This window comes from Endozoicomonas gorgoniicola (genome assembly GCF_025562715.2).
Classification (GTDB): domain Bacteria; phylum Pseudomonadota; class Gammaproteobacteria; order Pseudomonadales; family Endozoicomonadaceae; genus Endozoicomonas_A; species Endozoicomonas_A gorgoniicola.
This window is the reverse complement of record NZ_JAPFCC010000001.1, coordinates 4564736-4591241: the sequence shown is the minus strand read 5'-3', so window position 1 is coordinate 4591241 and position 26506 is coordinate 4564736. Positions and strand designations below refer to the sequence as shown.

The 26506-nt window shown below is 48.4% G+C and carries 23 protein-coding genes; 13 read left to right on the top strand and 10 right to left on the bottom strand.

All coding sequences use genetic code 11. The features are described 5' to 3' along the window. Positions 1–113: 113 nt before the first annotated feature. The 3 genes from gshA to NX722_RS20560 form a co-directional block, all read right to left on the bottom strand. The gene (gshA, locus tag NX722_RS20570) at positions 114–1691 is read right to left on the bottom strand and encodes a glutamate--cysteine ligase (RefSeq protein WP_262564732.1); all 1578 of its coding nucleotides are present in this window, start codon (positions 1689–1691) and stop codon (positions 114–116) included. Between the two features lie 310 nt (positions 1692–2001). Beyond that, positions 2002–2409 (bottom strand): hypothetical protein, encoded by a 408-nt coding sequence (locus NX722_RS20565; protein WP_262564731.1) that lies wholly within the window; start codon positions 2407–2409, stop codon positions 2002–2004. Positions 2410–2580: 171 nt separating this feature from the next. Next, positions 2581–4920: a Tex family protein gene (locus NX722_RS20560; RefSeq protein WP_262564730.1), complete on the bottom strand. Its 2340-nt coding sequence runs from the start codon at positions 4918–4920 to the stop codon at positions 2581–2583. A 116-nt stretch (positions 4921–5036) separates the two neighbouring features. Between NX722_RS20560 and NX722_RS20555 the strand changes: the two genes are divergently transcribed. Further along, complete coding sequence (locus NX722_RS20555) at positions 5037–5666, top strand: neutral/alkaline non-lysosomal ceramidase N-terminal domain-containing protein (RefSeq protein ID WP_262564729.1); 630 nt, start codon at positions 5037–5039, stop codon at positions 5664–5666. Between the two features lie 29 nt (positions 5667–5695). Further along, the gene (locus NX722_RS20550) at positions 5696–7189 is read left to right on the top strand and encodes a hypothetical protein (protein ID WP_262564728.1); all 1494 of its coding nucleotides are present in this window, start codon (positions 5696–5698) and stop codon (positions 7187–7189) included. Positions 7190–7269: 80 nt separating this feature from the next. Here the strand turns inward: NX722_RS20550 and pckA are convergent, their stop codons facing one another. Together pckA and hslO are read right to left on the bottom strand one after the other, a co-directional pair. Beyond that, complete coding sequence (pckA, locus tag NX722_RS20545) at positions 7270–8901, bottom strand: phosphoenolpyruvate carboxykinase (ATP) (RefSeq protein ID WP_262564727.1); 1632 nt, start codon at positions 8899–8901, stop codon at positions 7270–7272. A gap of 364 nt (positions 8902–9265) precedes the next feature. Then, a complete protein-coding gene (hslO, locus tag NX722_RS20540; RefSeq protein WP_262564726.1) occupies positions 9266–10141 on the bottom strand; it encodes an Hsp33 family molecular chaperone HslO in 876 nt (291 codons plus the stop codon). A 228-nt stretch (positions 10142–10369) separates the two neighbouring features. Here hslO and NX722_RS20535 point away from each other — a divergent pair, with 228 nt between their 5' ends. Beyond that, a complete protein-coding gene (locus NX722_RS20535; protein ID WP_262564724.1) occupies positions 10370–10768 on the top strand; it encodes a hypothetical protein in 399 nt (132 codons plus the stop codon). A gap of 386 nt (positions 10769–11154) precedes the next feature. On the opposite strand, the gene ltrA is transcribed toward NX722_RS20535, so the two are convergent. Further along, positions 11155–12417: a group II intron reverse transcriptase/maturase gene (gene ltrA / locus NX722_RS20530; protein WP_262564722.1), complete on the bottom strand. Its 1263-nt coding sequence runs from the start codon at positions 12415–12417 to the stop codon at positions 11155–11157. Between the two features lie 702 nt (positions 12418–13119). Here ltrA and NX722_RS20525 point away from each other — a divergent pair. Next, positions 13120–13374: a hypothetical protein gene (locus NX722_RS20525; protein ID WP_262564720.1), complete on the top strand. Its 255-nt coding sequence runs from the start codon at positions 13120–13122 to the stop codon at positions 13372–13374. Between the two features lie 6 nt (positions 13375–13380). Next, positions 13381–13653, top strand: a complete 273-nt coding sequence (locus NX722_RS20520) for a hypothetical protein (RefSeq protein WP_262564719.1) — start codon at positions 13381–13383, stop codon at positions 13651–13653. 261 nt (positions 13654–13914) lie between these two features. Here NX722_RS20520 and NX722_RS20515 read toward each other — a convergent pair whose 3' ends face one another. Continuing rightward, entirely contained in the window at positions 13915–15432 is a 1518-nt protein-coding gene (locus NX722_RS20515; protein WP_262563985.1) for an IS1182 family transposase, read from the bottom strand. 344 nt (positions 15433–15776) lie between these two features. Between NX722_RS20515 and NX722_RS20510 the strand changes: the two genes are divergently transcribed. The 3 genes from NX722_RS20510 to NX722_RS20500 all read left to right on the top strand — a co-directional run bounded on the left by NX722_RS20510 (position 15777) and on the right by NX722_RS20500 (position 17819). Next, positions 15777–16622, top strand: a complete 846-nt coding sequence (locus NX722_RS20510; protein WP_262564718.1) for an HNH endonuclease — start codon at positions 15777–15779, stop codon at positions 16620–16622. Positions 16623–16765: 143 nt separating this feature from the next. After that, positions 16766–17134, top strand: a complete 369-nt coding sequence (locus tag NX722_RS20505; protein ID WP_262564716.1) for a helix-turn-helix domain-containing protein — start codon at positions 16766–16768, stop codon at positions 17132–17134. A gap of 88 nt (positions 17135–17222) precedes the next feature. Continuing rightward, a complete protein-coding gene (locus NX722_RS20500; protein WP_262564714.1) occupies positions 17223–17819 on the top strand; it encodes a phage head morphogenesis protein in 597 nt (198 codons plus the stop codon). Between the two features lie 179 nt (positions 17820–17998). Here NX722_RS20500 and NX722_RS20495 read toward each other — a convergent pair whose 3' ends face one another. Beyond that, a complete protein-coding gene (locus NX722_RS20495; protein WP_262564713.1) occupies positions 17999–18631 on the bottom strand; it encodes a hypothetical protein in 633 nt (210 codons plus the stop codon). A 96-nt stretch (positions 18632–18727) separates the two neighbouring features. Between NX722_RS20495 and NX722_RS20490 the strand changes: the two genes are divergently transcribed. The 5 genes from NX722_RS20490 to NX722_RS20470 all read left to right on the top strand — a co-directional run bounded on the left by NX722_RS20490 (position 18728) and on the right by NX722_RS20470 (position 23457). Next, positions 18728–19090 (top strand): tape measure protein, encoded by a 363-nt coding sequence (locus tag NX722_RS20490; RefSeq protein WP_262564712.1) that lies wholly within the window; start codon positions 18728–18730, stop codon positions 19088–19090. Beyond that, positions 19083–19514, top strand: a complete 432-nt coding sequence (locus NX722_RS20485) for a hypothetical protein (RefSeq protein WP_262564710.1) — start codon at positions 19083–19085, stop codon at positions 19512–19514. The genes NX722_RS20490 and NX722_RS20485 overlap by 8 nt, the downstream gene beginning before the upstream one ends. Before the next feature lie 46 nt (positions 19515–19560). Further along, positions 19561–19947, top strand: a complete 387-nt coding sequence (locus tag NX722_RS20480; protein ID WP_262564709.1) for a hypothetical protein — start codon at positions 19561–19563, stop codon at positions 19945–19947. A gap of 147 nt (positions 19948–20094) precedes the next feature. Continuing rightward, positions 20095–21768 (top strand): hypothetical protein, encoded by a 1674-nt coding sequence (locus tag NX722_RS20475; protein ID WP_262564708.1) that lies wholly within the window; start codon positions 20095–20097, stop codon positions 21766–21768. A gap of 6 nt (positions 21769–21774) precedes the next feature. Next, entirely contained in the window at positions 21775–23457 is a 1683-nt protein-coding gene (locus NX722_RS20470) for a hypothetical protein (protein ID WP_262564707.1), read from the top strand. Between the two features lie 13 nt (positions 23458–23470). Here NX722_RS20470 and ptsP read toward each other — a convergent pair whose 3' ends face one another. Both ptsP and NX722_RS20460 read right to left on the bottom strand, forming a co-directional pair. Then, positions 23471–25984 (bottom strand): phosphoenolpyruvate--protein phosphotransferase, encoded by a 2514-nt coding sequence (gene ptsP, locus NX722_RS20465; protein WP_262564706.1) that lies wholly within the window; start codon positions 25982–25984, stop codon positions 23471–23473. Positions 25985–26089: 105 nt separating this feature from the next. Next, a complete protein-coding gene (locus tag NX722_RS20460) occupies positions 26090–26404 on the bottom strand; it encodes a PTS fructose transporter subunit IIB (RefSeq protein WP_262564705.1) in 315 nt (104 codons plus the stop codon). Between the last annotated feature and the right edge of the window lie 102 nt (positions 26405–26506).

Here is a 26506-nt window from a genome sequence, read left to right as displayed (position 1 = left end):
GTTGGGCCTGCGTTGCTGTTCTATTGATAAAGCCGGATCAGCTGTTCGTAATCCGACCTTAACTTCATTTTTTACAAACGTTACAAGAGCCCTGCCATTCAATAATGAAAGTCTTAGCTGGACTCGTGGTACTGCTTCAGGAACTCATCAAAGTTCAGAGTATCAGCCGCTTCCAGCTGCCTCTGGTTCTCGACAGACTCCTCAGCCAGCGACTCAAAATACTTCTGCCTCTCCTGGCTTATTTCATTATTCATGAAATGCGCCTGATGGTGTCTGGAAAGATTCAGGATGGCATCCGTATAGCTTTGCGAATCCTTTTGCAAAGCATCCATCAGCTTAGCTGATGGCGTCAGATTTACATCGTTAAGCTTGTTCTGCTGCTGCCTGAGGCTGTCAGTAAAGCCGCTGGTTTCATTGGCTTTATCCAGCATTTGGGCAACAGGAAGCATATCTTCCAGCAACGCCAGTCCCCACCTCTGCAAAGACACCTCCCCATGTTCAGACTCCAGCATCAAACCCGGACGGCGACCTTCTTCAACAGTTTTGCGGTAATTTTCTGTGGTACGACGGCACTCCCGGTCAGTGGTTATAGCCGGGCTGTCTTTTAAGCCACTGTAAACGAGAAAAACATCCAGAAAATGCGCATCGGTTGAAGAAATCCCCAGCGGTTCAAACGGGTTGATATCCAGACATCGCACTTCAATATATTCAATGCCTCTGCTGTCCAGCGCTGCCAGAGGCTTTTCACCACGACGGGCAATGCGCTTGGGTCGAATATTGCTGTAGTACTCGTTTTCTATTTGCAGCAGGTTAGCGTTTAACTGCAAATACTTGTCTCCCTGCTTAACACCTATTTCCTCATAAGGCGGATACGGCGTCTTGATTGCCTCTGACAGGCTCGCCACGTACTCTTCCACAGTGTTGTAACAGATGTTCAGCGATGACTGGGCATTATTGGTATAACCCATATCGCTCATACGCAAAGAGGTGGCATAGGGAAGAAAGAGAGAGTCCTCATCAAAACTCTGAAGGCTGTGAGCCTCCTTTGACTCAGCAAAAAAGCTTTTGCTGACAGCAGGAGAAGCACCGAACAGATACATCAGCAGCCAGGAATAACGACGGAAGTTACGGATCAGTCCCAGATAAAATCCAGACTGAAAAGCCTGTTCACCGCCATTGCCAGCTTCTTCCTTACCAAGAAGGTGCCACAATTCAGCAGGCAGGGAAAAGTTGTAATGCAAACCGGCTATAGTCTGCATTGCCTTGCCATAGCGATGTGCAAGCCCTTCCCGATAAACCGACTTCATGATGCCCGGATTGGAATGACCATAGCGGGCAATAGGAATGCGAGCCTCACCTTCCAGAATGGATGGCATGCTCCCTGCCCATAAGAGTTCACTATCCATCACCTTGCTGGTGAATATATGCAGCTCATTCAGGAAATCCAGAGTATCATCAATCCGGTTATGTACCGGCGTGATAAATTCCAGCAGCGCTTCAGAGTAGTCAGTGGTGATATAGGGGTGGGTCAGAGTTTTGCCCAGAGCCTTCGGATGCGGCGTTTGCGCCAGTCGGGCATCCGGACTGACCCGCAGACCTTCTCTCTCAATCCCATGTCGTATACCGCTGAATAACTTGTAATGTTCAGGTCGCTGCAAAAGCTTCAGGCGACGCTCGTAAAGAGTAGTCAAGATCAGTTCCAATTCTGTTTATACCGGGAGCCTGTCGGACTTAAGACTGTCCTGCTGCGATTGCAATGACTCCGGAAACTCCGGCGTACCGTGAGTGAAACAGCCTGAACCGGAAACAGTAGCAACACGACCAGATTCTCAGTGAAAGTACTTATGCTACCAGGCGGACTATATAGCGTTCATGCCTGATATGCACCTGCTGCAGGAATGAGCCAGCAGTCTGTGAAAACACGATGAAGCATGCACTTCAAAGAGCAATTCATTGATAAATGGTATCGATTATTGTGTTTTCAAGACACCGGGGAAGAAATCAATTGAACAGGTAATGAAAACGAAGACGAATCCCTTCGGTGATTTCGTTGAAATCAGGTAAAAAGATTAGAGTTTCAGGCTTGCCCGATTTACGGAATTGAGCATTGCGATTTCTCTGCTCTTCTACCTCCTCGGCGGTTTCCGGATGGGCGGGCAGATCAATGGTAATGTCAAACCAGATGAACTCACTAATCCTGAAAATCGGCACACCATAATCCTGCTCAACATTGTCATCTGTCTGGTCAGCCCGGTCAGAAGACACCTGCCCGGACAGATGATAAATCGGATCAGCCACAGCACTACCGATACCCCCAAAAGCAAACAGACAGCACAAAGAGCTTCTGATTAGCTTTAGTAATGAAAAGCGCTGCTTACAGGGGCGATCATGGTACACAATACTGACCATGGATAGTGAAGCTGAGGTGATTATTTTAAAAACATTTCGCAAAACGCGAAGATCATACCCCTGCCATACTCTCTAATCCAGTGTTTACTGTGAAAACAAAAATCAGCAGACCTCTTGCCGATATCTGAGCCCGTTATTTAAACAGGCTCAGATAGCAGGACTCACATCCGTTTATTTACGCAGCTTTTTGGCATTAGCAAACAGGTCTGCAAAAGAACCTGCTGCCTTTTCCTTCTGACGGTTACCGCCACGACCCTGCTGCTTTTGCTGTGGCTTTCCGGCACCACCAGCAGAACGTTCACGACGTGGTTGCTGACGGGCTTCAGCTACTTCTTCCGCCTTGTCCTTCATACGCATGGACAGACCAATACGCTTGCGGGAAACGTCGACTTCCATGACCTTCACTTTAACGATATCACCCGCCTTAACGACTTCAGCCGGGTCTTTGACAAAGTTTTCAGACAGCGCAGAAATATGCACCAGACCGTCCTGATGAACGCCCACATCAACAAACGCACCAAAATTCGTTACGTTTGTCACCACGCCTTCCAGCTCCATATTCAGCTTCAGGTCACTGATTTTGACAACACTGTCGTCAAATTCCGGTGCCTTGAACTCAGGGCGTGGGTCACGGCCGGGCTTGTCCAGTTCTGCAATGATGTCAGTTACAGTCGGAACACCAAAGGCTTCATCGGTGTACTCTTTCGGGTCAAGGGCTTTCAGGAAACCACTGTCGCCAATCAGGCTGCGAACATCACGTTCAAACCTGCCACCGATTTTTTCCACCACAGAATAGGTTTCCGGGTGAACCGCAGAAGCGTCCAGCGGGTTGTCACCGTTCATGATGCGCAGGAAACCTGCCGCCTGTTCGAAGGTCTTGGCACCCATACGTTCAACGTCTTTCAATTGCTCACGACTTTTGAACACACCATTACGGTCACGGAAAGCAACAATGTTGTCTGCCAGTGTACGGTTCAGGCCGGATACACGGGTCAGCAATGCGCTGGAAGCAGTGTTCACGTCAACACCCACGGCGTTTACACAGTCTTCAACAACCGCTTCCAGAGAGCGTGACAGCTGGGTCTGGCTGACATCGTGCTGGTACTGTCCCACACCAATGGCTTTTGGCTCAATCTTTACCAGTTCCGCCAGAGGGTCCTGCAGACGACGGGCGATGGATACGGCGCCACGAATGGAAACGTCCAGGTTCGGGAATTCACGGGCAGCCAGTTCAGAAGCCGAGTAAACCGACGCCCCCGCTTCGCTGACAACAATTTTGGTCAGACCCAGTTTTGGATAGGCACGCATCAGCTCAGCCACCAGGCGGTCAGTTTCGCGGGAAGCCGTACCATTACCAATACTCACCAGCTCCACACCATGAGTCAGACACAGGGTAGCCAGCGTACCCAGAGCCTCTTTCCACTGGCGCTGAGGAGCGTGTGGGAAAATCGTTGTGTGTTCCACCAGCTTGCCGGTACCGTCAACCACAGCCACTTTGGTGCCTGTACGCAGACCCGGGTCCAGCCCCAGGGTCGGGCGCAAACCTGCAGGAGCTGCCAGCAACAGATCTTTCAGGTTTTTCGCAAAGACCTTGATGGCTTCTTCCTCTGCACTTTCACGCACCGTTCCCATCAGTTCTGTTTCCAGCTGTGGCAGCAGCTTGATGCGCCAGGTCCAGCGCACAACCTCTTTCAGCCATTTGTCGGCAGCACGGTCCTGATGAACGATGTCGTAGAAATCCGCTACCACACCTTCACACGGATGGGTTTCCAGACGGGATTCCGGTTCATTCGCCAGCTTCAGGCTGGATTGCAGAATGCCTTCGTTGCGACCACGCAGGATTGCCAGCATGCGGTGGGAAGGAACGTTTTTAATCGCCTCGTCGTGTTCAAAGTAGTCACGGAACTTGGCGCCTTCTTCTTCCTTGCCTTCAATGCCACGGCTGGAAAGAATGCCTTCTTCCCACAGCATACTACGCAGCTTGCCCAGCAGTTCAGCGTTTTCACTGAAGCGCTCCATCAGAATGTAGCGGGCTCCTTCCAGGGCTGCCTTTGTATCCGCAACACCTTTGTCCGCATCGACATAGCCAGCGGCTTCGGTCTCCGGATTAAGTTCCGGCTGCTCATACAGTTTGTCTGCCAGAGGCTCCAGACCGGCTTCAATCGCAATCTGACCTTTTGTGCGCCGCTTCGGCTTGTAGGGCAGGTAGAGATCTTCAAGGCGCGTTTTGGTGTCTGCGTCTAAAATGTCTTTTTCCAGTTCCGGAGTCAGCTTGTCCTGCTCGCGAATACTGTTGAGGATGGTTGCTCTCCTGTCTTCCAGCTCACGCAGGTAGCGCAGCCTTTCTTCCAGAACTCGAAGCTGGGTGTCGTCCAGACCGCCGGTAGCCTCTTTACGATAACGGGCGACAAACGGCACGGTCGCACCATCGTCCAGCAAATTAACAGCGCTAACCACTTGCGCTGTTCGAACATTCAGCTCTTCTGCTATACGCTGAAAGATGATCTCCATAAAACCTTACTCGTTATTTATAGCGCTTTGAATTTGGATGGAGAATTATAACGGTTCATGACGTTTTGTCTGTAGCAGAGGTTGAGTTAGCGATCAGAAAACCAGTTCAGATGGTTATGAATAAAACAACAGTCCTGAATCTGTGCTTTGCTCTTCTATTTGTCTGCCAGAGTGCATCTGGATGGCGTGCAGGCTTTAGCAGCCAGTCTATCCCGTATACTAAACACCCTGAAACCAGCGACAAGGCCGTCTGTATGGCCGGTTATGGCATGCTTTGCTGGCGTCATGCCACAGTTTCCCATGACCCCATTGGCGTACAGGCGCTGTTCCTGACCGATGAAGTGAACGACTCTCTGGTATTTATTTCACTGGACGCTATTGGTTTCAGCCAGGCGCTGGCAAAAACAGTGCGGGAGCGCCTGTCAACAGAAACCCGGCTGGCAAAAGAAAACATTATTCTCACGGCCACTCATACGCACAGCAGTATTGATTTGCAGGGCTTGAGGGGTGGGCTGAACGAACAACAGGAACAAGCCATTGTCGAAACCACTGTTGAAGCGGCAAAAAAGGCCTGGGGAAAAGCACAAAAAGTGTCGCTGCATGCTGCCACCAGCAATGACTTAAAAGGCTACAATCGTCGTACAAAAAACAACGATATCATCCCACAGATTCTGACCATTCAATTACTGACTGATCAGAGTATTCGGGAACGCTTCATAATTTCATGCCATAGCCGATGCAACTAGCAGGTTAACCTATCCACAAGGCTAAAGGCATGAGCAAAGCAGGCTTCACCACCTATGTTTTCAAAAGCAGGGCTGATGCTGCCAGCTTTGCCGCACAGGTTTCTAATGCACAAAACAAGGCGCAGGGCAAAAAAGCAGGCTTTTTATCCGTTGGCTGGGCAAAGTTGAAAAGCGGAATAACGCGTCAGGTCAAGATTCCTTCATCAAACACGGTGGCAGAGCTTACAGCGATGAAACCGGTGGTTTCCAGCTTGCAGGAACTGGAAGAAAAAAAACTCTGTACTCGTAAAGCTTCTGTTTTTGATGTGCCTGAAGATTTCAAATGGAGTCGTGGTGATGCTAAAAGTATGTCACGGCATATTGTTGTTAGGCACTGGACAACTCCCGGGAAAAAAGACTCCAGTATTCATACTGCTTTATCGATGAAAGATAAAATTGCTGGAGTCAATGAATACGCTACATGGGCACCAGGAGACATTCGACTAATTAACTGGAACCAATCTAAAAACCTATTTAAGCGGCTGCTTGCTCCTATTAGAATGAAGCTGTATCGATATCTTGCACAGGATTTCCCTGAAACTCCTAAAAGCTATCGAAAAGAGAAAGGTATGTATCTTCGGCCTGATACAAAATTCAAACTACAAGACGGTGTAGATGCACGTAAGTTAATAGCTAATGACGAAGCAGAGCCGTCCCAAACGCTGTTATCTCAATCAGATAGTCATCAAGATGCTGTTCCCAAAATAACGGACAGAACCATCAAAGAAGCAAACTACAACCCTTTACCTTTCCAAAAAACATCCAGTAAAAATGGTGCCGAATGGCAAAGACGGGCAGAGAAACACTATTTACCCTGCGTTGGCTTTGATAAGCATCAGGAATCAGGCAAGGAAACTTTCATCATGTTTGGCCTTGATTTAGACAAAATGCGCGAACGTTGGGAAGCGGTTCAAGACCCGGATCACCCTGAACACTTCTATAAAACACTCAGTAAGACGCAAAACTGCTCTGGCATGTGTCTGTCCCTTCTGAAAGCAGGAGGTTCAGAGCTTTTCAACACCTTTTCACCCTCCTTAGTCACCACACAAGGTGATATGGAGAAATATTCAGCCAAGCTGCTGGAAACATTAGATAACCTGAATACGAGTGCTGACGCACTGGATAAAGAGGTCGAACGGTATAATGTTTCAAGCAAACCTAAACTTTCTCTAAGTCACATATGTGAAAAATTAGGATCATTACCCGTAAAATACACGATGGATGGCAGATGGAAAGCTAAGATTCAAGAGGTTGTATCGCAGATTAAGAACATGGATAAACCACCACAAACTATCGATGGCTTAACCCCTATTGCCATACAGTTAACCAAGTCTCTAGGCGAGTTATTGTATATGACCGAAGATCACCCCGAATTTCAGGATCGTCTGGAACCCGCCCTCCACGCTTTCAAGATACTAAAAAACCGTATGGAAGACGCTTATAAAGAACAGATCGAGATGTTTGAAGACCCATACTACACATGAAAACGGGAGCCAGGGCTCCCGTTTTCATTCAGGTACTAAAGGTATAAAAGACGTTGAAACTTTTTTCTAAAGGTGGTTAATCAATCCAGCTTTGGACCGGCAGACACCAGAGCCTTCCCCTCCTCGTTGTCAGTGAACTTGTTGAAATTAGTAATAAAGCGATCCGCCAGATCCTGGGTCTTGCGCTCCCACTCAGCCTTATCTTCATAAGTGTCCTGAGGGTTCAGGATGGCATCGTCTACCCCGTTGACACTCTGAGGTACATGCAAGCCAAAATACGGCATAGTCTTTGTTTCAGCTTCATCAATAGAGCCATCCATAATGGCATCAATGATGGCGCGGGTGGCCTGGATGGAAATACGCTTGCCGGTACCATTCCAGCCCGTATTCACCAGATACGCCGTAGCACCGTGTTCTTCCATCTTCTTCACCAGCTCCTCTGCATACTGGGTGGGATGCAGAGTCAGGAAGGCTGCACCGAAGCAGGAAGAGAAGGTTGGTGTAGGTTCGGTAATACCACGCTCGGTGCCTGCCAGCTTGGCAGTAAAGCCAGACAGGAAGTGGTACTTGGTCTGTTCAGGCGTCAGTTTGGAAACCGGAGGCAGAACACCAAAGGCATCAGCAGTCAGAAAGATAACCCGCTTGGCATGACCAGCCCTGGAAACCGGTTTAACAATGTTATCAATGTGATACAGCGGATAGGACACCCGGGTATTTTCTGTCTTGGAACTGTCGTCAAAATCAATTTTTCCGTCAGCACTGACGGTCACGTTTTCCAGCAAAGCGTCGCGACGAATAGCACGGTAGATATCGGGTTCGTTTTCTTCGGTCAGCTTGATGGTCTTGGCATAGCAACCACCTTCAAAATTAAAGACGCCGTCGTCATCCCAGCCGTGTTCATCATCACCAATCAATGCCCGTTTAGGGTCTGCAGACAGTGTCGTCTTGCCCGTACCGGACAAACCAAAGAATACGGCAACATCGCCTTTTTCACCTACGTTGGCAGAACAGTGCATGGAGGCAATGCCGCGCAGAGGTAACAGGTAGTTCATCAGGGCAAACATACCTTTCTTCATTTCACCGCCATACCAGGTGCCACCGATAACCTGCAGCTTTTCAGTCAGGTTGAAGGCAATGAAGTTTTCAGAGTTCAGTCCCTGCTCTTTCCATTGTGGGTTTGTGGTCCTGGCACCGTTCATCACCACGAAGTCTGGCTCAAAGGTCTTCAGCTCTTCTTCGGTTGGACGGATGAACATGTTTTTCACAAAGTGTGCCTGCCAGGCCACTTCTGTCACAATGCGGATACTCAGTCGGGTGTCAGGATTCGCACCGCAGAAACCATCAATTACAAACAGTCGTTTGCCAGACAGCTGTGTAGTCACCAGACTCTTCAGATGATTCCACACTTCCTGATTGATCGGTTTGTTGTCGTTTCTGGATTCTTCCGTAGTCCACCACATAGTGTCTTCTGTGGTCTCGTCCTTAACAATCCATTTATCTTTGGGGGAGCGTCCAGTGAAAATGCCGGTATCCACTGCTACAGCGCCGAGTTCAGTAACAACTCCTTTTTCGTAACCTTCCAGCTCCGGCCTGGTTTCTTCTTTAAACAGGGCATCATACGACGGATTGTAAACGATTTCCTGAACATCCCTGATACCGACCTTAACCAGGGCTTCGGGGTCCAGCACGACATTTACATTGGCTTCACTCATAGCAATAGCTCTCCCAAGCTTGTAGTAGTTATTTATGCTCTATTATGAAAAACTTTGTTATTCTGTGTGCTTGCGCACATCTTAAGTTATAAATAAAACAACTTAAACTTATTGTTCGTTATATTGACTCTAAAAATGTTATCTAAAAGGCTTAGCTTATTTCCTGACTACTCTATTTATTTAATAAGCTAACGGTTATCGAATTGGAAAACGTTGTCTGAAGTCAAAGTTTGTTAATACAAGGTGCTGATAGCACAATAGGTGAGCATTTTGATGTTGTTTTGCGTTGCCTCCTGGTGCGTCAGGTAAAGCAGCAGCCTGACATTGCATCAGGCTGCTACAGATAGATCAGAAACAAGCCGGATCAGTGCGGCCTGGGCTCCTGACCCGAAAAAATTTCCGCAACATCTGTTTCAGAAAAAACGTATTTCTGGTTGCAGAACTGACAGTCCATAGCCACTTCACCACTTTCTGCAAGAATAGCGTCAATTTCTGCACGCCCCAGGCTATGCAGAATTTTGGCACTTCTTGGGCGGGAACAGTTACAGTTGAATGCAACCGGCTCTTCATCAAACAGACGAACGTCTTCTTCATGGTAAAGACGGTTCAGCAACGTTTCATGATCCAGAGACAGCAGTTCATCGCTGGTCACCGTGTTCGCCAGAATAGAGAGTCTGTTCCACGACTCTTCACGAACGTCATCGGACGCCTCGACACCCGCTGGCAGAGCCTGCAACAGCATACCCGCACACTGGTCACCATTACTGGCAATCCAGAACTCGGTCGGCAGCTGCTCTGACTGCTGGAAATAGTCTTTCAGGCTGTCTGCGAGGGATTCATGATGCAGAGGCACAACCCCCTGATAACGGTTACCTTTGTGAGGATCGATGGTCATCACCAGCGTACCTTTACCCAGCAGGGCTTTAAGACCGAGGCCGGACAGGTCGGCACCTTCCTCCCAGCGAGCCAGCGCTCGAAAGGTTTTCTGATCAGTACATTCAACCATCAGCAGGGACAGAGGGCCTTCACCCTTTGCCTGCAGGCTGAGAATACCTTCGAACTTCAGCGTGGAACTCAGCAGCAGGGCAGCGGTTGCCAGCTCTCCCAGCAGTTCACGCACATTCTGTGGGTAGTCATGGGCAGCCAGCGCATCGGTAAAACAGCTGTCCATGGAAATGATTTCGCCACGAATATCGGCGTTTTCAAACAAAAAGCGTTGAGCGGAGTTTTTACTCATCATTCAGGCTTACAGCCTCTGTTGTTTTCTTAAAAAGAATTTTGGATCAGGAGATTATAGCGACTCGCTTTTTGATTCTCATTTGTTGCTTCTACTGACCGAAAAAGCAACAAAAGCAAAATAGTCCATCTAATCAGCTGTTTATGGCTGTTTTCAGATAGCCTGGGGCTGGGTTGGGGCTATTTTTAATTTTACTCATTGCTCTCAGTGGCCTTTTTAGACGACGAATTCATGTCATTCATGGACTGCCAGATCCGGTCTGATTCTCTTGCTGAGTTGGAAGGCATCGAGGTGGACAATGACGAGCTGAACAGCCTGCTGGAAACTCTCGCCTCCTCTGACCTGCTGGATAAACCGGAAGATGGTCTGACCGACGACGATGACTGCCCGGAACCCAGCGAGAAAACCACCTGCCAGCCCGGAGATATCTGGATTTTAGGCACCCATCGTCTGATGTGTGGCGACGGCACCAACCCGGAACACATCGAACAGCTGGTACAGGGTGAGCCTGTGGATATGGTGTGGACAGACCCGCCCTACAATGTGGATTACCAGGGCGGCACCGAAGACAAACTCACCATCCAGAATGACAAGATGGGTGATGTTCAGTTCGGTGTTTGTCAGCAATAGCGCCTCTCTCAACGTTGGGTTGGGTTCATTGCCCCTGGCGATAAAGTCCTACTTTCATTCGCAAAAAATTTGCAACGCCAGTTTCAGCCACACCACCTTTTCTGCTGTCACTGGCGGTAAGTCTAAAGCAGTTGGTCGGTTTTTGATTCAGTGCAAGGATCAAGTTTTACAAACTCTCAGCTTTTGGGTTCAGAGTGTGAACTCAACACCTCTGCCTCTCTCAGCTCTACATGGCGGATAGCCCACAGCAAATGGCGGGAGTTGCAGCTTCTGGTTTGGAGTTATCAACGAACAATGCAGTTGTGATGGCAGCTAAATCGGGTAGCCGGAGGTCTCTAACCTCCAGCCCCCACATCACACCGGCGTGCGGGTCCGCACCGGGCGATTCACCGAGGATGGTGAAACCTGATCCACAAATCTTTCAGGGAAACAAGCCCGAGTTTACTGAGAGAACTGTCGTTTAATGCTAACTGTGCCGCATAGGTTTTGCTTAGCCGGTAATACCCTTTGCTACTGGCTGCAATCGAGGCGGCCTTGATGTGATCAACACCTAACCTGATTAAATTTCTGTAACGGGTTTTCGGCTTTCGCCACTGCTTGATAAAACAACAGCGAATCCGCCGACGTATCCATTGATCCAGTCGCGGTATGGGACTGTAATATTCGGTTATCCTGAAATAACCCATCCAGCCCCGGATATATTCGGTCAGCTTCTTCAAGCGATATTCCATCGATACTCCCCAGCTTCGGCCAGTGAGTTTCAGGATTTTCCGCCTGAAACGGTTCAGACTCTTCTCCGACCAGCGGATTCGCTTCCCTGTGAAGGTAAAACTCAGGAACTCAGCTTCGGTAGCTTTCACCACCTTGCTCTTTGTCGGGTTTATCCTCAGTTTCAGCTTGCGCTCAAGGTAACTTGTGATGCTTTCCATCACTCGCTCCCCAGCTCGCTGGCTGCCAACAAGGATCACAAAGTCATCGCAGTAGCGTGCGAAGCAATGCCCCCGGTACTCCAGCTCCTTGTCCAGGTCATCGAGAAGGACATTCGACAGCAGCGGTGAAAGTGGACCGCCTTGTGGCATACCTACCCGGGTTGGGTAGCATTGCCCATCAATCATGACGCCAGCACGAAGGTAGCGGCCAATCAGCTTCAACAGACGCTTGTCGTGAATCTTTCGAGAGACTCTCGACATAAGAACATCGTGGCTGACTGTGTCAAAGAATTTACTCAGATCAACATCAACCGCCTGATGCAGCCCCTGCTTAATGTATCGATTAACCTGCTGTACAGCATCTTGTGCAGACCTTCCCGGTCTGTAACCAAAGCTGCTGGGAGAGAAGTCAGGGTCAAAGATGGGTGATAATACCTGCACAATGGCCTGTTGTATCACTCGATCCATGACTGTCGGGATGCCCAGCAACCGTTCTCCACCATCGGGCTTTTCTATAACAGCCCGGAGGACGGGAGATGGTCTGTAAGTCCCATTGAGTAAGGCTTGGCGCGCTGAAGGCCAGCGCTGACGGGCAAAGTCAGGATAGGCTTCAATGGTGATCCCATCTATTCCGGGAGTTCCTTTGTTACTTCTGACTTGTTTCCATGCTTTCAGCAAATTGGCAGGTTCCAGTGCGCAACTCAGTAGATCGTGGTTCAAAGCTGGTTAAAGATTCTTTCGCCAACTCCAGTGAGTCGCCGGACGGCTGCACTGTGTTGAGGGAATCAGTCTCCTCTTTTCGTCGGTGTTCAGTCCTTCGTTGACGACTTCCAATCGGATTAACGACTTCTGTCGAACAACTACTATGACGTCTGCTGACTTCTGTTCAATCACCACACAGAATTACTTCTGCAGGCGCTATTGGTGGTCATCGGGTTTGCTCGAACAGGGTGATGAACCCTGTCCGCCGAGCCTGTTGTAACCAGTGGCTGAGAACTGGGATTGACCAATCGCATGTTGAACAGACCTCCCCGGATAAGAGCATGAACTTTCAGTACACAACCGCCGCATTTACCGTATCTCTCAAACCAGAGGGCTTTGTGATCCTTGGCTCACTCGCCCACGAGACTCGGCCTTGTATACGATTTCTGTCCGTCGGCTCGCACTTTTGCAGTCAGACTGCCTCCGCACAATCCCTCGCGAGATTGCACTTGCCTTAAGCTAGTGGTTGTCATCGGTGGGCTTATTCGGCTCCAGATCCGATGCTGGTTTACCCACAGGGGACTTTCACCCCATAAGTTCATGCCCATGCCGGGCGTACCAAAAAAATCCAGATGACGCCTTCGGCGCACCTGATTTTGGCGTTATTCGCTTCCAACATTGAGATAGAGTTCCATTAAAGCAAAGGTTGTATTTTGATTTATGAATGAAAAGCTATTAAACAAGTACCTTGAGTATGCCGGTTCTGAAGAGGCTATTGCCGTTTTATTTGTTAAAAAACATCTTCAGAAATCAAAGGGGCATTGGGTTGATATTTCTGATTGCCGTAGATATGACATGTCAGATAATGATCTTCATTTCAGGTTTGTTCATGACTCTTTATTTAAGAGAAAGCTGAAGCCAAAATATCCTCCAAAATCTAAATTCACTTTTAATGGGAAGTTGAATGAACGTTAGTATTATTTGGCAATCCGAGCAATAACTTGGGAAACAGCACACCTGGATATAGAGCAACAAAAGCAAAAGAGAGTTCAGGGAATTAAATTTAAGATTTCTGACGTGAGCTATGATAAAAATCGCAAGAACCAGAATTTCTTCCGTGATGATGCACCACAAGAGATAAAAGCATTAACAAAAAATCTCAATGACCGAACTCGCCCACTCTGGGATAGAGCATTAAAATATGCAAATAAGCCAGAGTTCGTGTACAAGATAAAGAATATCCAATTAGGTTAACCAGCGCATAAATCGGATAAGAGCTGGTCTTTCTCCAGCTCTCCCCACACCACACCGGTGCAAAAATTAAGGTCGCAAAACAAAAAATGAAAAAATAAGGTCAGGTCTTTCATTGTGCGGTTATGCAAGTTGCTAGGAGCCTGACCGAGAATAGCTTAGGCAGTCCTCCTAAAGGTTTCGCAAAATTCAAAATGAGCAAAAAACAACCACTTTTTGAGGTTGATTTGCTCATTTTTGCCAATTTACAGCTTTTCTTTACCTTTATGCCGCTTTTTCAACCTTTTTTAAATCCTCAAGACGGAGTGACCCCGTTAAAGCTTTCTTCACAATTTTTTTGAAATTATGCACTGTGCATACCAGTGAAAACTCTGCTTCCACTTTCTCTTTCCCGCGCAGACTGAAACTCCTGAATCCAGAGTTTTTTATCTGACCAAACGGCGGTTCCGCTATTACTTTGCGACGTTCGTATACCGCTTTCGCTTCGCTTGTTTCCATTTTTTTATTCATGGCTTGTCGTGCAGTTTCAAACTTGTCTGTGCGAATTACCTTGCCTGCACTTTTCTTGGAGCCACTGCATCTGGAGCGGTAAGCGCACTCTCGGCATACTTCCTTGTTTGCCCGGTAGCCTTTCCTCTTAGCTTTACTGGCTGGATTGGTAACCAATTTTTCCCCAGCCGGACAGATGAAGACGTCAGCTTCAATATTGTATGTAAAATCCGCTTTGACAAATTTTCGATCAGTATTTTCAAGGTCCGTAACAGCCGGTTTTTCTTCCTTGTCAGTAGCGATATAACCGTCTATTCCATGTTTATCCAAGGTGTGCAGATTTGGCCCTGAAAAATAGCCGTTGTCCATACTCCATTTATCCACAGCCGCGCCATCGGTAGATTCTGACAAAGCCTGAAGAGCAGGCTCTACTTCCTGTACGTCGTTGGCGCGTTGACTGATGTGTTGGCCGACAATGATCTGGTGATCCGCATCTACATTAATTTGAGCATTGTAGCTGTATTCGCAGTACCCCTTCTTGCTCATCATCCGGGCATCATGGTCTGCAAAGCTAATCTGTTTCTTGTCGTCTATTGGCTCGTCCGGATTGAGGGCTTTCTCACGCTCTTCCAGTGCTTTTTTAGCAGCCTTAATTTTCTTCAGCCGTTCTTCTTTAAACAGGAGGTCTTCAGGAATACTGTAGCCATTGGTTTCTTTGTAGGCGTCGTCTTCTTCCTGATCGCACTGGCTGGCTTTTTTGATCAGTTCATCAACCTCAGCGCTGAGTTCTGCCTCTTTGGCTTTAAGCCGGCCGTAGCTCATGGCCTTATGCTTTGAACTGTTGGCTTTGAATTTCGAACCATCCAGGCTGATATGCCCAAGCGATGCCAGTTTCAGCTCCATCGCCAGCTTGACGGACTGTTTGAAACAGTCATGAAAAAACGACAGGTTGTTTTTGCGGAAGTCCCCCAGGACCCGAAAGTTTGGGCAATTCATCTGAGAGATGTACATGAATGCCAAGTCCTGCCGACACCGTTTTTCTATTTCACGGGAGCTGAATACACCATGACTGTAGGCGTAGATCAGGATACCTACGATCAGCTTGGGTGGGTAGGCATGCTGTCCAAGGTGATGGTACTGCTTTTCAACTTCCGAGGTATCAATGTTCTGGAAGATGGTCTCATAGATGTAGCAGTCATGATCTTTGGGAAGAAGATCAAAGATGTTGGTTGGAAACAGCAGGTGCTGGTCGAACTCAACAGGGCTATCCTTGAATTTTGGTGGTGGCGACATCAGGCTTCATCAGGGCTGCGTTTTGAACGCTATTATATCAGATAAATCCTATTCTCGGTCAGGCTCCTAGACCCGCTCCTTATTCTCACAACAGGCGGGCATAAAAAACCCGCTCGATTTGCGCTTGAAGACCAAAGTCAACCTAGGCATGGCGGGTGTGTTGTCTGCAAAGTTAGATATTTCGTTTGAAGTTGTCAAAATTTTTGACAGGGACAAACCCTATGCAAACTGCTTGAGAAGACTTAGCTATTCAGCCTGAGTACGCAACAGAGCTGCCTTGGCTTCTTTCATCCAGATTTCACAAGTGCATAATTGACATGTGATACACAGATCAAGAGAAAACCATGAGCAAAAGTGCATATCAAACTTACATGTTCGCCTCAAACATCGAGGGGAGCGGTAAAGCCACATCCTATATCAGAGCACTCGACCTTCTGAGCCAAATGCTCATGCAGAAACCAGAGGGCTTTTTTGACTGTATCAATATTTGGGAAATGTCTTCTATCGACCGCCTCGAAGAGTTGCGATTGAAAGTCTTGGAGGAGCAGAGAAAAGGCAACAGAAGCATCTGGAATATTGAGGGTATCCCCAGAAGTTACTTACAAAGGGGCTATTGCTCTGCCGCTTTAAAAAGTTACCAGCGCTTTCTTGTGGAGCACTTGCACGAACAGAACCTTTTAAGAAGTTTTCACCAGCATTCAGGAAGTGCCACAGATTTAGCCAGTAGGTTAAACCAAAATGTGACCATCCCTGCTTTCTTGCAGAATGACTATGAGAATATGGTAGGTACGGACGTTACTCGCTCTGTCACTGTTCGAAGTAACCAGAATGTATTCAGAAAGATGATTCTGGAGATATACGAGGGCAGTTGTTGTATCACAGGGCTAGATATTCCCGCCGTTAATCGTGCCAGCCATATTGTGCCTTGGGCTGAAGATAAAGATAACCGGATGAATCCAAGCAATGGTTTATGCTTGTCTGCAACTTATGACGCAGCGTTCGACCGGAACCTAATCAGCTTTGATGAGGACTATCGGCTGATTCTATCAAGGGACATTAGGGATCATTTTGCTAGTAAGAGTGTGTCTGAATACTTCCTGAAAAAAGAGGGGCAGAAAATAAAAATGCCTAAAATGTATGAGCCAAACATATCATTTCTTGAGCAACACAGAAACAAAGGCAGATTTTAATTCTGAATCTCGGCACATAGTTCAGTTTGTTTGTCGGTAACTTAAAGTATGAATCTCTGGCTGGGAGCTGAAGTCGCTTCTCAAAATGACGAACGATCAGTAGCATTCCTGAGCAAAAAAAACTTTTAACAGGAGGATAAGTGATGTCTGCGATCAAAGTCATAAAGACAAAACAAGATCATGCTGATGCCATGGAGCGCCTCATGGCTCTAATGGATATTGACCACGCTGAAGATTCTGATGAAGATAATGAACTGGAAGTATTGTCATTGCTCATTGAACAATATGAATCTGTCCATTTTCCTATGGACAAGCCTGATCCAATTGATGCCATTAAGTTCCGCATGGATCAGCAAGGACTAACCCAAAAGGATATGAAGCTTTTTTTGGTTCTGCCAGTAAGGTACAAAAAGCGCCCACTGAGTCTGGCTATGATCCGCAGGCTTCATAATGGACTGGATATACCAGCGGATGTGTTGATTCAAAGGATTACAACATTCTTACCAGTTTGATTGGCAATAGATACCACTCTGCGGAACAAGCCTGACTGATTTAACAGCACAAAGACAAAGAAGCTCCTGATATCAAGGAGCTTTTTTTATGTCCACAGAAATCTACAACTTCTTCGAACTCTCATCCGCCTTCGACCTCAAGCCCGAGCAGGCCATCAAGCACTTCCAGGGCAAGGGGCTGAAAACCTCATTCAGCTGGCTGGACATGATCGGTGAAGAAAACGACGCTGCCTACACCGTCGCTAAGATGATGGATAACGATCTGCTGTCTTATGTTCAGGAGCAAAGCCGGAAGGTGGTGGATGAAGGGCTGACGCTGGCGGACTTCAAGAAAGACCTGATCCCAAAACTTCAGAAGGCTGGCTGGTGGGGTAAGAAAGATATTATTGACCCACTAACCGGACAAGTCACCAAAGCCGAGCTGGGCAGTACCTCCCGGCTGGAAAACATCTTCCGCACCAACCTGCAAAGTGCCTATGCCGTGGGGCAGTGGCAAAGCATCGAGGCCAACAGGGAAACCGCCCCGTTTCTGATTTATGACGCCGTGGAAGACAGCCGTACCCGCCCGGAGCATCAGCAGTGGAACGGTACGGTTCGCCCCGTCGATGACCCTTTCTGGCAAACCCACTACCCGCCCAATGGCTGGAACTGCCGGTGCGGAACCATGATGAGTTTGCAGAAGTGAGTATGGAATTTGAGGTGCTGCGGGACAGTACCAAAACCGGATCGGGTATCTCGCAGTTTATGAAAATGACTCAGGTGTTAGGAGGTTGATTAGTAGATGTCCATATGTGGCCACTATTATTTATTGAGAATGTAAGTGGCCTTTATAATTTGGTTTACTACAACTAAAAGTCAACCACCCTAATTATGGTCATACTTTTCAATACAGTGGTAAATGAAATTTTCTTGCTTAATAATACGCTTAATAACTTTGGCATCTATTTGTGAGACAGGATGAGTTTTTATATATTCAAGCAAATTCAGAGCCTCATTGAATCTTTGTAATTTGGCTAGTGCTGTCACTCCCAAAAAAAGGTAATTGATATTGTAGGAATCTGCCATTGCAAATGCGTATGCTTCTTGCCAGACACTTATCCATTCCAAAGAACCTTCACAATATCTGTCAGCTTTAAGTTTAAAAGAATTATATAGTTGTTTTGAATCATACTCACTGTACTTTGGGGGAGCTGCATTAAGTAACATAACAGAATTCCCATTCGGGAAGTAAGTCACCACGGGCAGTGAACCCCAACCCGGATCGAGGTAAAAGTGGTTAAAGCTATCACCACTATTCATCGAGCAAGCTTCTGAGGTACTTTCATTATCACTACCTATAAGTGCATCTAGTTGGTCAAGCAAAAGTAGGTGCTGCTCCTCATACGGACAACTTTCTCCTTCATACTCATGCCCACACTGTTCACAATTAACACCCGCAAAACCTGTTATCGAAAACAGGATGACAAAAACACAAAAAAACAATTCATTTTTATTCATATTTTTACTGCCTTCCTTTTGGCTTTTAAAAGTAGCATATGGAAAATTCTTGAATGTGCCAGCTTTCAAAAACTTCTAAAAATTAGAAATTAATAATTGGAAGACGAACACAATGGCCAGCAGCAACAGCGTACTGAATATTGTTATCCGAGCCAGGGATCTCGCCAAAGACACCCTTACCAAAGTCACTGCCCGATTGCGGAGCATAGGCAACAGGTAGCCGATGCCTTCACCGCCCTGAAGAACTTCGGCCTTGACCCCATGGACGGCACGCTGCAGGCCATCGTCGACCAGACCTCCAAACTCGGTGGCGGCATGGAACGGCTGAACGGAATATCCCTGGCACTGGGGCAAGCCTGGGCAAAACAGAAACTTCAGGGCGAGGAAATCCTGCAGCTGGTGGAGCCAGCCCCGCTACCCAGCCAGCCCCTGGAAGTGGAACGATGCCACCATGGATAAAATCATACCCGCCAGCCTGATGGTCAGCCTGAACGCCAGCTGGCGACCCGAGCCGGAATACAACGCTGTTTATGTTTCAGGCACCCATGCCGGAGTCGCCGTCAACGTCAAGCGGCAAGGGTCAGCAGGCAACGATCCGGCACCGGATATTCTGGAAGACTGGCTGACAGAAACCCAGGTCAACACCGAGCGAGGCCGCAATGAGCTGGCCAAAGGGGGAAACCAGAGCGTCACCACCATCGAGATCCCACTGACCGACAGCAACACGGCACCGGGACTGGTGGAGCCGGGGCAGCTGGTCGAAGTGCGGGACTCACTCCTGAATGGGACGAATAACAACTGGCGAGCCTTGTGTCTGGCGACCAGCATAGGGTCTTCAGGTGGGAAGGTGACGCAGAGGCTGGAGTTGGAACGGCATTATTAGACTAAAGTATTAGTTGTTGCCAACTACCCACTCAAGGACGCTCCCAATGTATCAACTCAAGGATCAACGGCAAGTCAGGCAAGAATACTGTCGGGAACTGGATTTTACCAATATCTCCATACATGGAGGTGTCAATGAAGACAGTGATCTGCCTGGTTTATTCAAGGTGTCATTTGTACCGGCAACCCTGCAAAGACTGCTGGACGCATGGCATGCCGTACAGGGAGGCGTTACCATCGGAGGCATTAAAATACGAAGTTATGACGTCCGGTCAGATTTACCGGGGCATAAAGTGCAAGATGTCCGGCTGTTGCTGACAGCTGCAAAGCCTCACCATATCAAGATGGAGCTGCAATGCTTTTGTCGGGAAAGCACTTGTTGTTTTATAAGCTCGCTTGAGTTGCATGACTCCTGGTTCCAGACAATCGAATAAAGAGAAAAGTATGGCCACAACCAACATCTGGCAACAGTTTAAATCGCTGATTCCGGAAGGAGCCAGAACCGTTATCACGGAATAGCATTTACAAACCCCAAACCTGACCGATAACCAGTCAATAAACCCTCTCTTTGGGATAACTTTATGAGTTCCAGCGACTCCTCTTCAGTTGGAGGTACTCCATACACTGCCGACGGCCTGTTAACACCTCCCCCGTCGTCGCCACCTTCGCACGGGGTAAAGAATGGTGACGAAGTGACCACAGTATCAGCAGAGTCATCTTTTCCCCCGCCACCACCCAGTGCTTTACAACCTCCACGAAAGCCAATTGCAGGCCGCACCCTCTCCACCGTTACACCTGCAGTCAACGTCAACGCACCACAACGAGCCATACAGAACTTCACAAACCAGACACACGAAGTCAGGGAGCTTAGGGCTCAGGTGAACTTTGTGTCCTCGATTCCGAGGCTGCTGCAACAGTTGGAACAACCGGAGCAGACCTCTGTTAACACTCCGTTCTTCATTCTTGTGAATGACGGTGGCAAACAGGTCCGGCTTATTCCCCCCGATCCGGAACTGAAAAGAAACAAAGAAAAATATCAGGCTCTCAAAGCCAGGCTTGCAGAGCAGTTCAACGCTATCGATCAGCATTACAAAGGCTCGAAAGGAACAGTGCTTGGTGAAAAAGCCCTGAGAGCAGAAGCCAGACTGGAAGCCTGTCGAAATGAATTAAACCAGGTCGACATCCCGGAACCTGAAATACCCTACACACCTATCATGTTTGCCTTCAGTTCACTGCTAAACGTAACACCATCCACGCAACCGGCAAGCGCGACGGCTGACAGCTCCACGATCGAAGAAGGTGAGTTTGTACTGTTCCCCGACCCACCTGCTCCACTGGGCCCCCAAAAAAGTCAGCCAGCAACAAGAACCTTGCCGGATGATGTTGACCCGTCAGAACTGCCACAACAAAGATTGAGAAAACGTCCAAAGGCAGAACCACCCAAACCAGTTTCACCCGGGGAGGTAGCTGAAGAGATTCGTCCCACCGGTCAGGGACTACAGAAAGTTGAGACAACATTCCTACAGCCTTCTCCGTCAACAGGCTTTGCCAATATTTACCACACCGCCTCTGAACCAGCTGCCCGGGGTAAGATTGCATCGGTCAACTCTGGCAATCCAGACCTGGCTGTCGGACATGGAGGGATCAACAGTGAATTTTCGGACCAGATACCAGAAGCAAAGCGCTATAAAGCGCTTCACGAATACATGGTCGAGAAGGCTGGTCCTGAAGGCGGCTTTGTCACCTTTGACCCGAATCATTTTCCTGACAGGAATGCGGCATTAGTGGGAGCTGCAATCTATAGACCCCAAGACGCCACAGATAATACGGGAACCATTTTCATTGATGTCTTCAATACCCCTCCGGGGGGAGATCAGGCAAACGGTGCCATGATCTATGCTGTTGCCCCCAATGGTGCCGATGGTTCCTACCCTGATACGGAGGATGGTAAACGACAATGGCTTTTGGATATTAAAATGTTCAGCGGCAATATTCTGGCAGCACAGAATGCCTGGAATATCTACGCTGAAGCTAAATACCTTCCCGTTCTACCCGTCCTGAGATCACCTATGGTAGGAGGCGGCTTTTTTAAACATCCGAAGGCTGATAAAAACGAGCTGGCCGCTGCTATTCAGGCTGGATTTGATGAAGCACTGGCTCATATTGAGAACGTCACCCTTTCAGAAATTCAGTACGAAGAAACAGAAGATCAGCACTTCAGTAATGTACAACGAATGAAAGGTAAAAAGGACTAATCGATTATGAGTTCTCCACCAGGAAAACCCTCCAGAGGAGTACCGACTCACCCCTACACACCGTCGACTCGCGACAGCAAACGACCAGCAACCACGCCTCCTGATACAGATGGGGCATCCCTTGCCAAAAGAACCCGGCATATTCCCTCTCCTCCGGGTTTGGCATCGGAATCGCCGGTCACGAAGACAGTCAGCGAGCGTACCGTTTCCCCTCACGCCTCAACGTCTGTCATTAATGAAGCCGCGCACACTGAATTTTTAAAAAACACGTTTGCCGGGCAGTGGAAAACCGTTCAGGCCATGCGTACCCAACATCACATGCTTGAGTATCTTGATGCCATAATCCACAGCCTCAACGTACCTGAATCACCCCGGGATGCTCTTCCGTTTATCATTATCCACATTGATAACAACGGAGACATGAATCGTCTGGTTCCTGCTGATGACAACGCCTTTCAACAGCAAACAGGTAAAGCTGAAAACGCCAGGCATCAACTGATTGAGAGCATGAGAACCATTGATAGTCACTATAATCGGGAACGAACCAAAAAATTCAGGCAGGAACTTGATAAAGAAGAAGCAACTCTCACAGGGCTGGGAATGCAACTTCAGGCTGCAGGAGTGACAACACCTCCCATTCCCAAAGGTTTTGCACCCACTTCAATCACTGAATTTCTTCAAACCCGTGTACCAAATACGACTCCTGAGAGGCAGCTCGAAACACCTTCTCAACCAGCTCCTGCTCCTGCTCCTGCCCGAGTAAAGGATAACTTTCACTATCAGCCAAACCCCGCCCACAAGCCTGAAGCTGGTGAACCTGTTTTTGGAAGTGCTAATCCCCCGGAGCGTTCTGAGCCGCCAGATTATACTAAACCAGATATTTCTCCGGAGGGGCTGACAGGACAACCACCTTATCTGGCGGAAATAAATAAATATCGAATATTTATAGATCCTGCCAAACAGCCTGACTCCGTTCTTAATTCTGCTCCGTTTGCCCTGCAGGCTGGGGATCCATCGCACAAGGCTTCAGATATTCGTTACCGCCACGCCCACACCACTCGCAAAGCCCTGCTGTTCGAACTACTTATGAGCCTGCATCGCTTCTCTAATCACGATGAAGCCAAACACTTAAGTACCGATATCATCCGGCTTATTCAGTTGGGTATTATGTCTACTGGCGTTTCGGAGCAAGACCTGCTGAACAGGAAAGCAGACCCCAGGGCCAGAGAGGAGTGTCAAAACTTCCTTCTGCAGGCAGAGAGTGTAACCCCTCCTGTTGCCGCTTTTGTTGCTGATATTGTTGCAGGAACCCGACATACGGACAGCCTTGCAGCAAAAGTTATGCGCGATGTCATTCGCCTTGAAGATATGCGTTTTTCAGATGACTTTGATATCGATAGCCTTGAAAGCAACAGAGGGTATCCGGTTCCCGCTGCACAAAAAAAGCTAGCGACCCGATTTTGTGATCAATGGCGGAAGCTGCTGGCCAATGAAGGTGAGATGAGTAAGGCCGCCCGTCTGGTAAACCGGGCAGAAGATATGCCTCCCCCCACTGCTGGCTATCAACCTGAAGACGATGCAAACAGCAGAGAGCGGATCGAAGAAGACCAGAACCCCTATGCCAAACACCTGGAACAGCTGAACAATGATGAACAACTACGCTTCCTGAAACAACTGGCACAACTCTGAGAAACCACCGGATTCAATCTGACAATTCGATTTCTTTTTCCAGCAACCAAATGACCTGCTGCCGATCGTCACACTGGTCAAAACGCTCAATAAATTCGGGTTTGACCAGTTTTCTCGCCAACCGGGAAAACACTTTCATGTGCTGATCTTTTGTGCCTGAGTCCGGAACAGCCAGTAAAAATACTGTTTTCACTCCGTCTTCACTGCCCTCCTGCCAGCACAAAGGCTCCCGTAACCGCAAAATGCCCACGGAATGACACAACACATGTTCAGACTGTAAGTGGGGAATCGCAATTCCACTCCCCATCCCTGTTGGGTACAGGGCTTCACGCGCCCAGACAGCTTCTTCCACATGACAACCATCCGATAAACGTCCATCCATCAACATCATATCAACCAATTCTTTAACCGCTTCCTCCCTGCTGAGCGCTTCATAATCAAGGTTGACAATGGCCGGATCAAATACGGCTCTGGAAGTCACATCGCAGCGAAATGCCCGCAGTAAAGCCTGCACCGCCTGAATACCGTTGCAGGCTATCGCCTGATCCAGCAGTTTCCGGCACTCTGAAGAGTCCAGATGGCTGAGTTTCTCTTTAATTGCGGGAATAAAAGTACCTGGCAGACTGATTTCATCCAGCCCCAAACCGACCAGAAGGGGTAAGGCTTCGAGATCAGCCGCCATCTCGCCACAAAGACCTGTCCAGCGCTGATGCTGTCGGGTTTCATGCGTTACCATTTTCAGAAGACGCAGGAAAGACGGGTGCAGATAGCTGTACAAATCTCCAACTTTTTCATTGTCCCGGTCTGCTGCCAGAAAGTACTGTGCAAGATCGTTGCTGCCGATGCTGAAAAAATCGACCCAGGGTGCCAGCTGGTCAATGATCAGGCAGGCTGAGGGAACCTCCAGCATAATACCCAGGCAGATGGCTCCATAGACTTCATTGTTCTGGTCCATCTCTTCCTGAATAGTGTGGATTACATCCCTGACCCACAGAACCTCGTCCAGACAGCTGACCATCGGAATCATAACCAGTACAGACTTTTCACGGGCAGCCAGCAGAATGGCACGAACCTGTATGCGAAAGAGATCAAGAAATTCCGGATATAAACGAATAGCACGATAACCCAGAAAAGGGTTTTCTTCTTCTTCCAGCTCAAAATAATCAACAGGCTTATCCGCTCCAACATCCATTGTGCGAATAATAACGGAACGCTCTTCAGCCAGCGCCAGGATTTTACTGTAGGTGGTCACCTGTTCTTTTTCATCCGGAGCCTGTTCTCTCTGCATGTAAATCATTTCAGTGCGAAACAGCCCTATGCTCTCAGCACCCTGCCCAAAAGCCTGCTCTGCATCCTCTACCCCGACGATATTGGCGCCTATTTCCAGCCTTTGATGATCACGGGTTTCAGCCAGCCTGCCAATAAAAGGGTGATAGCGCTCATTCATTCTTTGCTGCTTTCGGCGTTCCTGCTGATAATACCGCCCAACCTCTCTGGAAGGATCGCCAATCAGTATGCCCAGCCCGGCATCCAGAATGACTTCGCTGGAAGCATTCATCAGCTCTCTGGCTCCTTCCGCTCCCACGACAACAGGAATACCTCTCGCCTGTGCAATCAGTACCGTGTGTGACGCCTTACCACCAGACTCCAGCACCAGGCCATTAAGATAACGGTGATCCAGGGCCAGAAACTGGCTGGGGGTCAGGTTGTCGGCAAGACAAATACTGTGCTGGCTGAGAACGTCAGGGGTATACAAACAACCACTGCCGTAGGAAAAATGCATCAGCTGATCACACAGGTCCCGGATATCAATCACCCTGTCCTGTAGATAAGTGCTGTCGCCGCTTTTCAGAGCATGCGAAAAATGCTCCAGTGTGGCTTCAATACTTTCTACGACCGACAGGCCATTATTCACATGGTCAAGCATTCTTCTTTTAAAGTCCGGGTCACAGGCAAGCGTGTAATGAGCCCCAAGCACTTCACGTTCTGCAACCAGCTCCGTCGTTTCGATCGTCTGAAAAAGATTTTTCTGAACCTGCTCCAGAGCACCAATCAGCCGCAACCGTTCCCCGGTCACACCGGCATAAACGGCATGATCCTGGGTGGGTAAAAATCGGTATTCTTTCAGACAGACTGGAGCCCCCCTGGCCCAGCCTTCCCCGGTTGCATGCCCTTTCGCAACATTCATTTTCAGAGTTCGCAACGAAGGGGGCAGATAGGAAGCCCCCTGAGCGGAGGTAGCGGGAGTGTCACTTCCGGGGAGTACTCTTTGAATAAAATATCGCAGTCGAGCCAATGCCCGGTTGGCATCAACCCCCGTGATGGTCAGCTTACACACGTCACGGTGAGTAATGTCTGCAGAAATTAAAGAAAGAGCACTGTTGCCGTTTGCAGTCCTGCCATTTCGCTGGTTTTCGAGTACTACTTCAACACTGAACGCCTGAATTTCCTTAACGAAAGCACTGGCTGGTCGGGCGTGCAGCCCATTAATCAACTCACAGGTAAAAACCAGTTCCTTGCTGCTCATTGCCCACGACATCTCCTGTTGTTCTGTTTTAATAATTGACAATCACAATCGTCCCTAAACCTCTGCAACAGTGAGCAGAAAAGTAAAATACCGTCACCTCTGTAATCAGGATACAGACACACTCCGCCCCAGCTGGGTCATCACAGCGTCCGGGTTTCGAATAGCTTCAGCAACAGGCACTTTGACAACCTTCAGATCACCAAAGCGATCCTCGCCCTCAACGGCAATATCAACGGCAAACAGGGCGATGTCGGCCTCTTCAATATCGAGAGCCGTGATTTCATTTTCAATCCCCATCGCCCCCTGAGTTTCAACCTTTACATCATGTCCCTGTGATAAAGCGGCTTCTGTCAGTTTTTCCGCTGCCATATAGGTGTGCGCAATACCTGTGGGACAGGCTGTTACTACAACGACTTTCATAAAACAGCCCTCTTGTGTTGCAAGCCATCAAAGTACTGCAAGCCTTCAATAATTTGTATCTGACGTGCAGTCAGCTTCAAGGCAATTGAGATAAAGTCAGCG